We start from the raw sequence: 13,491 nt of genomic DNA, 5'->3' as shown, positions 1-13,491 counted from the left end.
AATTTGCCGCGGAACTGGCGAATCTGCTCCTGCTGCTTGAGCCGGATGATCGTTTTCAGGCCAAGCTCGACCGCTTCACGTTTGGTCCGGATGCCCGTTGCGGCAAGCGCTTCGGCCATCAACCGGTCGTCGATCTCGATATTGGTACGCATGGCGCGCCTCGTAAATGTGTATAAAACAATTGAATTATACACATCAAACGCTTGTGGTCCACGCTCCGGGTTGCGACATCCCAATTTGACCAGCAATCCCCCGGAGATCGTCAATTTCCATATTTCGTACCGGTTGTGGGGCGGAACAAGCCGGATTCGGACCATCACACTGGATAATCCTCCTTTATCGCAGGCCAGTAATGCCCACATAGGCCGCCCTTGACTGCATGCAATGATACGTATATACATGGTACGTATTACAGTACGATATTCGAGCGAGGAAGCAGATGGCCCGCACCGGTCTTACGCGCATGGACGTAAAGCGCGCCCGCGAGGCGTTGCTCGCGCAGGGGCAGCACACATCGATCGACGCGATACGTATCGCGCTCGGCAACACGGGCTCGAAAACCACGATCCACCGGTACCTGAAGGAACTGGAGGAAGATGAGGGCGCGTCACTCACACGCGCCGGGTCGCTCTCGGACGCGATCCAGGATCTGGTGGCCCGGCTCGCGGCCCGCCTGCATGAAGAAGCACAAGCCCTCGTCGACCAGCAGGCCACCGCTGCGGCCGCGCAGCGCCAGCAGGCGCAGTCCGAAATCGCAAGGCTCGGCGCTGAGCTGGCCACGGTGCGGGAGCAGCTCTCTGGCGCGACCGCCGCCCTTTCCGTGGAGCAGGAAGCGCACGCCGGGGCTCGCGTGGCGCTGCATCAGCGCGACCTGGACGTCGAGCGGCTCACCCAGCAGGTATGCGACCAGACCGAGCGCCTTGCCGAGCAGGAAGGCTTCCGCCTGTCGCTTGAGGCCAAGCTCGTGCATGCGCGTGATGCCCTTGAGCACTTCCGTACGGCCGCGCGCGAGCAGCGCGAACAGGAAGCGCACCGACATGAGCAGCAGGTCCAGCAGGTGCAGGCTGAGCTACGCCAGGCGAACCAGACGGCCATCGTCCGGCAGAACGAGATCACCCAGCTGAACCGGGACAACGCGCGGCTCGTCGCAGAAGCAACGGCCACGACCAGGCTCGCACGCGATCAGCAGGCACATGGCGAGGCGCTGCAGTCCGCCCTCAATCGTGCGCTCACCGATCGGGCGCGCGCCGAGGCCGAGCGCGATGCAGCGCACTCGGCAGCCGATGCGCGGGCAGCCGAGCTGCTCCAGGTACGCGAGGCTCGCGACGCGCTCCGCGCGGACCTCACGAAGCTGGCCGCGCAGCTCGAAGCACAGCAGCAGCTCCTGGTGGACTACCGGATGCGGCTGGGCGGCGCGGATGCGGCGGGCTGAAAGCGCCGCATCGCGTGCCGAAAGGACATCACAATGGCAACGCGCACGCCTTTCGGCGCTTGCCATGAAGCATTCCGGCTTTCGCGTCGGCCCGGAGTTTCATGGCTCTGCCGGGTTGCGCACCAGCACATTCACCTTCTTCTCTTCCATGCGCTTCGCTACGGGAATCTGGCATGAGCGAATACCAATACTACGAGTTTGCATGCGTCGACCAGCTGCTTACGGCGACCCAGCAGGCGGAGTTGCGCAGTTTCTCCACGCGGGCCACGATCACCGCCGCGAGCTTCGTCAACGAATATCACTGGGGAAACCTCAAGGGCGACCCGCTCGAGTGGGTACAGCAATATTTCGATGCCCACGTCTACTCCTCCAACTGGGGGAGCTGCCGCCTGCTGCTTCGCCTGCCGCGCGGGACGTTTGACGCGGCGACCATCCGCGATTACGTCAAGGCTGGACGAAAGAGGCGCTCCCGTTTCGAGAAAGCGTTCGAGGCCATGGACGTCGATGACTGGTGCCTCCTCGACTGGTCGTTCAACGATGACTCGGGCGAACACGCCCGCTTCTCGGAGGAGATGGATGGTGCGGGATGGATGACGCGCCTGCTGCCAGTACGCGACGAGCTGCTCGGCGGCGATGCTCGCCCGCTTTATCTTGGGTGGCTTGCCCGACTCGGGAATGATGAACTACACGATGACGAAATCGAACCGCCGGTGCCTGCGGGATTACAGGCGCTGACGCCCGCACAGGTAGCACTGGCCGAGTTTCTGATGCTGGATGCGGATTGGCTCGCCGCCGCCGCCGAGGCCAGCCCGTCATTATTGGCCCCAGAATCGAGCGTGAGCGAAGACAGTCGCTTTGATCCCTGGTTACGCGAATTGCCGGCTGAGGAAATGCGGGCGAAACTGCGCATGCTGCTACAGGGACGCAGCCGTGAAGCGGAGCGAACGCTTCGAAATGCTTTTCTCAAATGGGAGAAGGGTAGGAATGCAAAGCAATTGAATTTGCCCGGGCGCCGTCGAATATCCGAAATCGAATCAAGGGTCGCCTCTCATCGTGCCATCCGTGAAAGCAGGGAGCAGGAAGCACGCCAGGCGGCGGAGGCCCGTCGTCGTGAGGAACGCACACGGTACCTCACATCACTTCTCGAGCAGGAAGACACGGCGTGGTCAAGCATCGATGCACAACTGCGACGCACAACGGGCAGCGCCTACGATCAGGCATTCCAGAAGTTGCAGGATCTCGCCGAAGCGTATGAAAACGCCAGGCGGGATGCCGTATTCCGGCGTCGTCTGGCGCAATTGATGTCGAGTCATGGCAAGCGGGGAGCCTGGCTTGCCCGGCTGGAAAAAGCGGGGTATTTGTGGCAACCCAAGTCTTAGCCTCCCTGGCCTGACCTGCTGCATCATTTCCGCAAATCTGGGATTAACTCTGAGCCCAGATGGGACGCCCGGCATATATGCCAATTTTCGGCGATTTGCCCAAGTCATAATAACTTGGACGCCTATGATAGGAAATTGTGCTTACCTTGTTCGCCCCCCAGGTACAGGCGCGAAAACGAAATCAGCACTATCAACGCGCCGGTCAACAGTGCAATCCTGAGCCGCGCCTCCCTCCCGCGCCTGCGACAGAGGAGGTAGGCAAGGAAGCCATAAACCACAATACTCAATGCCGCGTGGCTACTGGGGAAAGAATAGCTCTCAATGCCATCGTAGATTGACACTGGCCGTAACCGCTGAACAGCAAATTTGAACAATTTGACAGACGCCCCAGCCGTGACCACGGCAACAAGCCAATAGCCGGCGGTACGCCATTCGCGACGAAACAGCAGCACGACAAGCACGGCCAGAAACACGGGTAGCGTTACGGCTGCATCGCCAAGCTCCGAAACTGCCACCATCACATGGTCGAAAAGGGGAATATGAAGCCCCCGCAGACCATCGTGAAGCAGCCGGTCGAAGGAGACCAAGGGGTCCTCGCTGATAACGTCTTCGAGAATACCCAGAAATAGCCAGATGCCCCCAAGGACCAGAACGACGGCCGCCAATAACTTTGCGGAACCGGTACGGCGAAGTACAAATCGCCAATCCAGTCTGTTGCTGTCTTCAGCCTTTGGGGCCTTGTGGGAACGCCGTCGCAACAACTTGCTGAATAGCATGCCTGGCAACTCCATCTGGAACCTTCATATCGGCAAACAGCATTGGATGGCCATTCGCGCTGCTAGCACGTGGCTCTCTACCTCACGCGTTGGAGGGGTAACGATTCAGGTGCGGACGCCTCGCAGCCGGAGAGCGTTTCCAATCACCGAAACCGAACTCAGTGCCATCGCGGCGCTCGCAATAATCGGACTCAACACGATGCCGAGCCACGGATAAAGTACCCCTGCCGCAATGGGTATTCCAATGGCGTTATAGGCAAACGCGAAGAACAGGTTCTGGCGAATGTTCTTCATCGTCGCCACGCTCATTGAGCGAGCACGCGCGATACCCCGAAGGTCGCCTTTCACGAGCACGATGCGTGCGCTATTCATCGCGACATCAGTGCCCGTTCCCATCGCAATGCCCACATTCGCCTGAGCGAGGGCGGGCGCATCGTTCACCCCATCGCCAGCCATTGCCACAATTCGTCCGCTCTGCTGCAACTCCTGGACGTGCCTGTATTTGTCTTCTGGCAGAACTCCGGCCTTGACGTCATCGAGAGCGAGCGAACTTGCGACCGCGCGAGCCGTGACCTCGTTGTCGCCCGTCAGCATCACAATCCGGACACCGGACGCCTTCAACTGCTGAACAGCCTCAGGCGTGGTGCCTTTGACAGGGTCGGCAACACCGATATAGCCGGCCAGGTCGCCGTCAATCGCGAGATACATGACGGTCTGCCCGGCTTCGCGCAAGCGGTCCGTGTCCCGCTCCACGAACGCACAATCAATGCCCAGGTCAGCCATCAGTCGAGCGTTACCCAGTGATACTGCGTGTCCGCCGATGTTTCCGGTTACACCCTTGCCCGGCACCGAGTCGAACTCGTCTACCTGTGATGTCGTTGCGCCCGTTTCTTTCGCGAATGTCGTGATTGCTTGCGCGAGCGGATGCTCGCTGGCGCCTTCAAGGCTTGCGGCATAACCGAGAATCCGGGATTGCCGTGCAGCGTTAACTGCGACCACCTTCTGAACGCGCGGTTTGCCCTCCGTCAGCGTGCCTGTCTTGTCGACAACTACGGTGTCGACTTTTTCCATCAGTTCGAGCGCTTCCGCCTCCTTGATGAGCACGCCTTCCCGGGCACCACGTCCGACGCCAACGATGATAGATACGGGTGTCGCAAGTCCCAGCGCGCAGGGGCAGGCAATGATGAGAACGCTGATGGCTACGACCAGAGCGTTCGCGAGCGCCGGAGCGGGCCCGGCGACGGCCCAGACGAGAAACGCTGCGGTCGCTATGCCGATGACCGCCAGCACGAACCAGCCCGACACCTGGTCAGCCAGTTTCTGGATGGGAGCACGCGAACGGCCCGCCTCAGCGACCATTTGAACGATTCGCGCGAGCAGAGTGTCGGAGCCGACGTTCTCCGCGCGCATCAGGAACGTTCCAGTCTGATTGACCGTTGCACCCGTCACCTTGCTGCCAGCAACCTTTTCCGCAGGAATCGATTCGCCCGTAATCATCGACTCGTCGACACTCGAACGACCCTCCGTCACGACACCATCCACCGGAATCTTCGAGCCGGGCTTGACACGCAACGCGTCGCCCACGACGACCGCTTCGAGAGGAATGGTCTCCTCGACTCCGTCGGGTCCGATGCGCACCGCGGTGTGCGGGGCAAGCTTTAGCAGGTCACGTATCGCGCTAGACGTGCGTGAGCGCGCGCGAAGTTCGAGCACCTGTCCGAGGAGCACCAGCGTCACGATGACGGCAGCCGCCTCGAAATAAAGGGGCAACTCGTGGTCCCGCCTGAACGCCTGAGGCAAGACATCGGGAAAGAAGAGCGCGAAAAGGCTAAACACGTAAGCGACTGCTACGCCAAGTCCGATTAGGCTGAACATGTTCAGCCTCCACGTGACGAACGACTTCAATCCGCGCTCGAGGAAAGGCCAGCCGCCCCACACGACGACAGGTGTAGCCAGCAAAGCCTGGATGCATTGGGACCACGATGCCCTCATCCAGTGTGGGGCGCCAGAAAACAGACCGTCGATTGCTGAATCGATGTCGAACGGCAGAATCATCTTGCCCATCGTCATCATCAACAGCGGAATCGACAGCACAAGCCCAACCCAGAAGCGCCGGGTCATCGACTCCAGTTCGATGTTTCGCTCATGCGTCCCGGCCGGAAGCACTGGCTCAAGCGCCATACCGCAGATGGGGCAGGAGCCGGGGGCAGACGCGCGTATTTGCGGATGCATCGGGCAGGTGTAGATAACGCCGCTATCCTGCGCAGGGATGTCCGCCGCGTCCATAGCCCCGTGTTTGTGGTCGATACCCACGCTCGCTCGTTGAGCGTGCCCGTGAACATGCGTGTGTGATGAAGCCATCGTGTGCGTCCCGATTCAGCTTAATGGACCTTGACTGTGTGGTCCACTGACAGTCGCGGAATAAAGCGCGGCGTGCGTAATGCGTACTCTCGCCAGGCTTCCCCGAAGCGCGCTTCCGAGTCGCGTTCTTCCTGTATTGCGAGCCTGACGTACATGAACACGAGCACCGGGAACATCAGCAACGTGACAAGCGTCGGCCATTGCAGCAGGAAACCAAACATGATGACGACGAATGCAACATACTGCGGATGCCGGACTTTTGCGTACGCGCCCGTTGTGGCGATCTGTCCGACGCGTTGTGCCTCGTACAGGACGTGCCACGCTGTCGACAGCAGATAGAATCCGCCGAAAATGAAGACGATGCTCAGAATGTGCGAAAGCCCGAAATGCGGGTCGCCGTGTCGGCCCGTCATCATCCACCAGATGTGACCTGAGTCGTGCGAGAACAGGTTTGCCTGCGGGAAACGCGTCTGCAACCAGCCTGACAGAAGATAGATGGTGAGCGGAAATCCGTACATCTCCGCGAAGAGCGCGACGATAAAGGCCGAAAATCCGCTGAATGTGCGCCAGTCGCGTTTGGTCGCCGGTTTGAAGAAGCTGAATGCGAAGATGATGAACACCAGCGAGTTGATGACGACCAGAATCCGGAGTCCGTAGCCGTTATCGATGCTGCTCATGGTCGCCTCCGCGTTTCGCTGAACGTTCTTCATTCGCTGAGCCATGGCCATGCCCGTGTCCATGTTCGTGATGCATGAAGAGATGCATCAGCGGACACGAAAGCAGCAGAAGGTATGGCAACACGCCAAGGAAATGCGCCCGGTGCTCGGAAAAGAGCAGGAACAGGGCGACAGCCGCGAACCCCAGCAACGCAATAGCGGAACGCGACTTCCAGAAGGGGCGCGAGCCGTGCGTGGCATCGTTCATCGCCATCTCCGGTTGCAGGCTGTGGCTACTTGCCCGTTGGTGGCGTCTGCGCAGACTGACGGTCCATCATCGCCTGCATCATCATCTGCATCATGTCGAGGCGCATTTCCATCATTTCGTGCTTCTCGCCTGACATCGGCATCCCGCTTGAATCCTGCTTCATCATGTCCATCATGTGCATGCCGTTCTGCATGGACTTCATCTGTTCGTCCATCAGGGCGGCGCGCTGCTCGGGCGTAGTCGCGGCCGTCATCTTCTCGTGCATCGCCTGCATCTGTTTCAACTGCTGATCAACGCCTGCGAGTTTTTTGGTCTTTGTGGACGCCGCGCTGGCCGCCGCCGGGTGATGCGCTTCGTGAGCTGCGGCGTCGGTCGCTTGAGCGCCAAACGCAGTTCCGACATGCAAAGCGACGAATGCCGCTGCGACAAGTGCGAACCTCTCTGGAAAAGTCATTCTGTTCTCCGTGATCACAGGGGCGGGTAGCCGAATTCTCAATAGCCACTTTCAATCGTAAGCGCCGATTCCAGCACACGGCATGGCGGCATACGGACAGTTTAGGTGCGAGCGTAGCCGCGTCGCGGCGCTCGGAATCAAGCGGCGACGTCGGCGTGGATGCGGCGGACGTCAGTCAGGGAGTTGTCGCGTTGGCCTGCTGCAAGCGGGCGTAATTGAATGGCAGCAGATGGTATGACCTTGATTCCCGCGCATTTTTCCGGTTAGAGGCCCCTATGCCCGGCGCGGCTTCGCCTTGTGGCCCTGTATAAATTCTCTTTTCAATCAAACACATGCTGACTGCCCCGAGAGAGCCTCAGGTTTGGGGTATTAAAAGCCGATATTCCAGACGCCGTCTGGAAACTTCGATTCAGTGGGCCGGAGTCAAAGTCTAGGCTCGGCGACTGGTCGTCGAGGCGGGCAGGTCACTCGCGAGACTTGGAAGAATTCGCCGGGCGTACCGCGCCACCGGAAAATTGAAGGTCCCGCGCAGATTGATGCCCTCCAGATGCGTCGGCGCGATTCGCCTTAACTGTTCCGAGCTGGGCGCCTGGCCTGTGGCAGCCTGCATTTCTTCGAGGACGCGTTGCATGTGAGTGGTGTTCCACGCCATAAGAACGTTCGCAAGAAGTGTCCGTGCGGACGACACCGCCGAGAGTGATTCCTGACGTCGTGCCAGTTCAGCGGGAATCTTGCCAACGTGGATCGCACGTTGGACATTGTGTACGGCTTCACCGCGGTTCAACACGTGCTGCAACTCCGTCCTGAATGCGGTATTTGTGAAATAGTCGATCAGAAAAATACTTCTGAACAGCCGCCCGATGTGAACACCATCTTCATACACGGCCTGCCCACGCGCGGCTGAGCCAAAGCGGGTGAGGGCATCGACCGCAGTGCATTTTCCGGAGCGTATGGACGCAGCGATCCTCACGAACTCATCCCAGACCTCCGCGATAAGATCGAGCCTGACATCGCGATCAGTAACCGCGGCAAGTTGCGGTCGGACATCGTATCGGCGGGGAACATGAAGTCGGCGGTCTCGAAGATGGGACAAGCGAGGGCACAGATCAAAGCCAAGCGCCCGTGCCAAACCCATCGCAAAATCCGTGTACCCGTGCGTATCAACGGCCAGCGCGGCGATATCTGAGGTCGCGCTTTGCCGAACGACGCCTTCGATTGCTGCGCCCGCCTGACGCTCATTCAGCACAATGGGCTGATCGTAAAAGATGCCCCAACGATCGAGCACATGGGTGTACATGCCGATGGACGCGGTACGGCGCCGGGGATCAGCGCGAGCCTGCCAGACCGTACGCGTTGTTTCGAGCGACATCATGTCAGACGATGCGAGATCGGCGCGCCCCAGTGGGCAGCAACTGGATGCTCATGCATGAATTCGAGGACAGCATCGGCCGCAAGCCGAAGCATTCGTTCATCCTCAAGTCGCTTCATCATCTGACGGATGGCGGCTGGCGAAATCTCGGGAACCATCCGGGAAATGTCCGCGGCCGACAGCGAGGTGCCATGCGCCAGAATGGCCGAATACACCATCAGCAGTTCGATCCGTGAGCGAGGCTCGCGTCCCAGAAGGATCCAGCTGAACCGCGTCGCGCTATCAATTTCGAGAATGATCTCGGGTAACTGACCCGGCGGATGAGCTTCGAAGATGGCCCGTCTCAGGCGATCCGCTTCTGTGTCTCCAGCCTGGGCGTCCAACGGATCGAGATGTACCGCCGTGTCGATCCGTACCGTGCCTTCGTCAACTGCTTTCCCCAGCGCTGCAAGGCGCTGATCGAGCTGCTCGAGGACAGGACGCAGAAACGCGTGAGGATCCTGCGGCAGGCCAAGATGCCCATACAGATTGTTTCGCTTGATCAGCCACTCTGCGGCAGGGATAAGCATGTGCGTCTGGCTGCGGAATGAAAAGCTGTGCGCGATGAAGATGGAACCATTGCGCAGGGCGACCCGTAACGAGAACAGGGTGGCCCACTCGAAGGCGACCATCGCCTTCATTCGATCGTGAGCTAAAGTCGGAACTGGTGTACGGGGGAGTTGAGGCGGGAGATTGAAGGCGGTGGAGGTTTCAGCTGAGAATCTGATTGTCGAAGTCGGAAACCAGCAAACAACAAACCATCCACCATGAGCAAGTTTACGGAAAAAGCAGTTGTCGGTCTATCGGAAGTCGGTCTGGGCCTGGACGAATTGGTGCGACACGGAGCGCGGCAAGTGATTCAGCAGGCCATCGAAGCGGAGCTGTCGGCGCTGCTGGAGCGATTCGAGAACGTCAAGACCTTGCATGGACAACGCGCCGTGGTACGCAACGGCTATCTGCCGGAGCGAGAAGTGTTGACGGCAGCCGGGCCGATTCCAGTGAAGGTCCCCAAGGTTCGCGATCGATCAGGATCCGGTGTGAAGTTCAATTCCTCGATTGTGCCGCCGTATGTGCGGAAGTCGCCGCGTGTGAGTGCCGCGCTGCCGTGGCTTTATCTGAAAGGCATCTCGACGGGCGACATGAGCGAAGCGCTGAGCGTGCTGCTGGGTGAGGACGCCAAAGGCTTGTCGGCCAATGTGGTGAGCCGTCTGAAGGCGCAATGGGCCGATGAGCACGCCAGCTGGAGCCAGCGTGACCTGTCGAAGTCGCGGTATGTCTATTGGTGGGTCGACGGCATTCACACCGGGCTACGCAGCGAGAACTCAGACGGCCAGTGCCTGCTGGTGATCATCGGCGTGCGGCCCGATGGGCGCAAGGAACGAGTCGCAATCGGCGACGGTTATCGCGAGTCGAAGGCATCCTGGCAGGAGTTGCTGCTCGATCTGAAATCGCGTGGCTTGCAGGCAGGTCCGCTCCTGGTGTTGGCGGTGCTGTAGATGCGACACTAGATGGCGGCGCAAGGTTGAGTAAAAGACTCGGGCATGCCTGGCGACCGTTGCCGGCCGCCAGGGCTGTGAGGCAGCCTCAGAACTCGCCGCCGATGCCGTTTATGCAATCATTTGATGGCAATGAGCGCCGCTCATGCAAGAGCGCCTGAAGCTCCTCGCAATAGCGCCACCAGATGCGCGCGCGTAAATCATCAAGCAACTCGAACACGGCCAACGCCTGCTCGGGCGACCAGTTCGCGTCGATCAGGAAGTCCAGCCCGCAGGACAGGCCCGAAGGCAACGGAGTGCGCCTGCTCATGGCCTTTTCTCCTGGCGTGAGGCATTGCGCTTGCGCGCGCGTTGCTCGGCGCGCTCCTTGGCTTCCTTGACGCGATACGACTCGCCTTCGATGGGTATGACTTCGGCGCGATGCACGAGCCGATCGACCAGCGATACAACGCACGCCGCGTTCGGGAACACCTCCGACCAGGCAGAGAACGCCTTGTTGGTCGTGACCAGCGTACTTGCCGCACCGTATCTTCGATTTACGAGTTCGAACAGCAGATCAGCGTAGCGGTTTGAGTAGGCCAGGTAACCGACTTCGTCGACCACGACCAGGTCGGGCGAAGCGTAGTATCTGAGGCGCCGGCGTAGTGCCGCATCGCTGTCGGCAGCGGCCAGGTCCCCCAGCATCTTGCCGGCTGTGGTAAAGAGCGCCGTATAGCCGTGGATGAGCGCCTGGTAAGCCACGTTCAGCGCGAGTGTCGACTTGCCCACTCCGTTCGGGCCGATGAACACGGCGTTGGACTTCTCCTTCACGAACTCCAGCGTCATCAGTTCCTCGACGGCTGCGCGGTCACAGCGCGTGGGCCAGTCCCACTCGAAGTCGGCCAGTGACTTGAAGCTACCAAGGCGCGCAGCACGGATGCGCCGCTCCAGCGAGCGTCGCGTGCGTTCCTCCTCTTCCCACTGCAGCACGGTCCCGAGCCACGGCTGGTCCTGTACGTCGGACCAGTGGGCAAGCAACCCGTGTAGTCTGAGTGCGCTGGCGCGCTCCTGCAGGAGATCAGTTGTGCTTGTCGTCATCGAGTTCTCCCGTGAGCTGATCGTAGATTTCCAGGCGGTGCGGCGTGACCAGTGCATCCTTCCTGCGGATGTGTTCAGGCAGGTTTAGCGATACAGGCGGCGGCACATGGTGTTCAATACGCCGGCGCTCGAGTGCCTGACGCACCGGGTTTGGATGAGGGGCTGCGCCGCTAGCGAGCGTTTCCTCGATGGCGGCCTGTAGTTCGACTGCGCCGTAGCGGTCGAGCAGCTGCAGCAAATGCGTGGTGATATTGCCGATGTTGCCGCCGACTTCGGCGGCGCGCTGTATCAGCGTGTGTGCTACCGGCACGGCATGGGCGAGGTAGTCAAGACCGCGATGATGGCGGGCTTCGCGTTTGCGCTGTATCAGCTCGTCGATGTGGGCGGGGATCTCCACCTGCTTGCCGCGATCGTAACAGCGCTCATGCTCGGCCACGACATCGGCACCGTCGAGAATGCGTACTCGGTGTGGATCGGCACGCACTGTGAGCGTGCGTCGAACACACGTGGAAGGCACTGTGTAATCGTTGAGATCGAAGCGCACGTAGGGTGTCTTGCCGACGCTCACTGGCTCCTGCAGGTCGCATTCGTAGGGATTGTCGGGCAGTGCCAGCAGGCTGCCTTTTTCCCGCTCGAAGGCCTCACGTACGGTCATGTCGGGCTCATCGGGGCACGGACGATCAGCGGCCACGGTATTGCACCACTGCGCGGCCTGCGCGTTCAGGTCATCAATGTCGGTGAACTTGCGGGCTGCAAAGAATGAGGATCGTATAAAACGAATAGCCCGTTCCACTCTACCTTTTTCGTTGCCTCTGCTTACGGCAACGGGTCTTGGCTCGAAGCGGTAATGACTGGCAAACTCGATCAGTTGCGGATTGAAGCGAATCGCATCGCCCTGGCGTTCGAGCACGGCACTTTTAAGGTTGTCGTAGAGGAGGACGCGGGCCGACCCGCCCCAGGCCTCGAACGCGCCTACGTGGCCGAGCAGGAAGCTGTCCATGCGCGCATCAAGGAAGAACTTCAGCCAGATCTGCCTGGACCATGACAGCACCATCACGAAGGCCATCAGGGGCCGGCGTGCACGGCCAATCTGTAGGTATCCGAAGTGACCCCAGTCGCATTGCATCTGCTCGCCGGGCAACGTGCGCAGGCGCAGATAGGCCTCCGCAGGTTGGCGCGGCCTGTGGAGTGCTATCAAGTGCCTGAAGTGGTCAGGCGCTCCCTTGTAGCCCCGCTCGCGCACCATCGCGTACAGGCGGCTTGCCGTGAGCGAGGGGAACTTCCCGAGCGTGTCGTGGATGAACGGCAGAAACGGTTCGATCTGCGAGGCCCGCTGCACACCACCCACCCGTGGCAGGCCCGCCTGAGCGAGCACCCGCTGCACGGTGCCCCGATGCACATGCAGTTGACGGGCGATGGTGCCGCATCGCCACTTTTCCACGTGATAGAAGCGCAATATTTTCGCCTCCAGTTCCGTGCTGATTGTCATGGATCAAATCCCCTTATTCCAGTAGTAGTCCGAAGCGGACGAATGACCCGGCGACGTAACGACCCATGACGTACAAACTCGCATGCGCAATGGCAGAAGTGGCATTGTCCGGACGCGCGCGAGGCGCTCGCGGTGGTGCCCGGCGGACTGGCCGCCGTCGCCGAAGTCGGGCCCAGTAGAGCATCAGCGGCGGGCGGGGAACAGGGGTGATGCGTCACTTTCGGCTGGCAGTGACGACAGCGGCGCCACCTGGCGGCGCGCTTCAACGGTCGTGGTCCAACGCTTACAATCCCGCACATGCGCTCGCAGCGATGGCAATGTCCGCGCAGATTCGCGCCGGCAATCTGGATGAGCGACGCACTGGCCGCTGTCGTCGAAGTCGTGGCCGGCGGCGCATCAGCGGCGTCGAGAACACAGGGAAGATGCGCCATTTCCCTCAGGCGCTGACGATAGCGGCGCTGCCTGGCGGCGTGCTTCGTCCGCCCGGGCAGGCTGTGCTGGTACCGGCGGCCTGCCGCGAGCAGGCTGGCCCGACGCGCGTCATCGGCGCACTCGGGACTGCAGTACGACTGCCCTATGCGCAAGTGAAGAACGATTTCCTGGTACTCGCAGGCTGTGTTAAAGCGGACATCCCCACAAACACAGCAGAGGACCTGCATGATGACAGCAAGACGAACGACCATCCGGCGACTCCC

Annotated in this window: 12 protein-coding genes and 2 pseudogenes; 4 read left to right on the top strand and 10 right to left on the bottom strand. The window is 60.5% G+C overall.

Annotated features, from left to right (window positions below; translation table 11 throughout):
• A partial coding sequence (locus tag L5014_RS37785; protein WP_274389663.1) for a type II toxin-antitoxin system VapB family antitoxin occupies positions 1–152 on the bottom strand: 152 nt, incomplete at its 3' end.
• A 287-nt stretch (positions 153–439) separates the two neighbouring features.
• Between L5014_RS37785 and L5014_RS37780 the strand changes: the two genes are divergently transcribed.
• Both L5014_RS37780 and L5014_RS37775 read left to right on the top strand, forming a co-directional pair.
• Positions 440–1,432, top strand: a complete 993-nt coding sequence (locus L5014_RS37780; RefSeq protein WP_238468965.1) for a DNA-binding protein — start codon at positions 440–442, stop codon at positions 1,430–1,432.
• Between the two features lie 173 nt (positions 1,433–1,605).
• On the top strand, positions 1,606–2,811 hold the full coding sequence (locus tag L5014_RS37775; protein ID WP_238468964.1) for a hypothetical protein: 1,206 nt from the start codon (positions 1,606–1,608) through the stop codon (positions 2,809–2,811).
• A 122-nt stretch (positions 2,812–2,933) separates the two neighbouring features.
• On the opposite strand, the gene L5014_RS37770 is transcribed toward L5014_RS37775, so the two are convergent.
• The 6 genes and pseudogenes from L5014_RS37770 to L5014_RS37745 form a co-directional block, all read right to left on the bottom strand.
• Complete coding sequence (locus tag L5014_RS37770) at positions 2,934–3,587, bottom strand: phosphatase PAP2 family protein (RefSeq protein WP_238468963.1); 654 nt, start codon at positions 3,585–3,587, stop codon at positions 2,934–2,936.
• 105 nt (positions 3,588–3,692) lie between these two features.
• Positions 3,693–5,948 (bottom strand): copper-transporting P-type ATPase, encoded by a 2,256-nt coding sequence (locus L5014_RS37765; protein ID WP_238468962.1) that lies wholly within the window; start codon positions 5,946–5,948, stop codon positions 3,693–3,695.
• Positions 5,949–5,968: 20 nt separating this feature from the next.
• Positions 5,969–6,625: a methyltransferase family protein gene (locus L5014_RS37760; protein ID WP_238468961.1), complete on the bottom strand. Its 657-nt coding sequence runs from the start codon at positions 6,623–6,625 to the stop codon at positions 5,969–5,971.
• A complete protein-coding gene (locus tag L5014_RS37755; protein ID WP_420800206.1) occupies positions 6,609–6,872 on the bottom strand; it encodes a DUF2933 domain-containing protein in 264 nt (87 codons plus the stop codon). Before L5014_RS37755 ends, L5014_RS37760 begins: the two co-directional genes overlap by 17 nt.
• A 25-nt stretch (positions 6,873–6,897) precedes the next feature.
• Complete coding sequence (locus L5014_RS37750; RefSeq protein ID WP_238468959.1) at positions 6,898–7,344, bottom strand: hypothetical protein; 447 nt, start codon at positions 7,342–7,344, stop codon at positions 6,898–6,900.
• A gap of 412 nt (positions 7,345–7,756) precedes the next feature.
• Positions 7,757–9,384, bottom strand: a pseudogene (locus L5014_RS37745) (Tn3 family transposase); the annotation flags it as partial.
• Between the two features lie 117 nt (positions 9,385–9,501).
• On the opposite strand from L5014_RS37745, the pseudogene L5014_RS37740 reads away from it, so the two are divergent.
• Positions 9,502–10,218, top strand: a pseudogene (locus tag L5014_RS37740) (IS256 family transposase); the annotation flags it as partial.
• A gap of 100 nt (positions 10,219–10,318) precedes the next feature.
• Here L5014_RS37740 and L5014_RS37735 read toward each other — a convergent pair.
• Genes L5014_RS37735 through istA form a run of 3 tightly spaced genes read right to left on the bottom strand, consistent with a single transcriptional unit; the run spans position 10,319 to position 12,796 of the window.
• Entirely contained in the window at positions 10,319–10,540 is a 222-nt protein-coding gene (locus tag L5014_RS37735) for a hypothetical protein (protein ID WP_238468958.1), read from the bottom strand.
• Complete coding sequence (istB, locus tag L5014_RS37730; RefSeq protein ID WP_238468957.1) at positions 10,537–11,307, bottom strand: IS21-like element helper ATPase IstB; 771 nt, start codon at positions 11,305–11,307, stop codon at positions 10,537–10,539. The genes L5014_RS37735 and istB overlap by 4 nt, the downstream gene beginning before the upstream one ends.
• Positions 11,288–12,796, bottom strand: a complete 1,509-nt coding sequence (gene istA / locus L5014_RS37725) for an IS21 family transposase (protein ID WP_238468956.1) — start codon at positions 12,794–12,796, stop codon at positions 11,288–11,290. The genes istB and istA overlap by 20 nt, the downstream gene beginning before the upstream one ends.
• Positions 12,797–13,113: 317 nt before the next feature.
• Here istA and L5014_RS37720 point away from each other — a divergent pair.
• On the top strand, positions 13,114–13,491 hold a 378-nt coding region (locus L5014_RS37720; RefSeq protein WP_238468955.1), incomplete at its 3' end, for a hypothetical protein.

It is taken from the genome of Paraburkholderia tagetis (assembly GCF_022213065.1).
Lineage (GTDB): Bacteria > Pseudomonadota > Gammaproteobacteria > Burkholderiales > Burkholderiaceae > Paraburkholderia > Paraburkholderia tagetis.
Note: the sequence above shows the minus strand (reverse complement) of the source record. Positions and strands in the feature narration are given on the sequence as shown.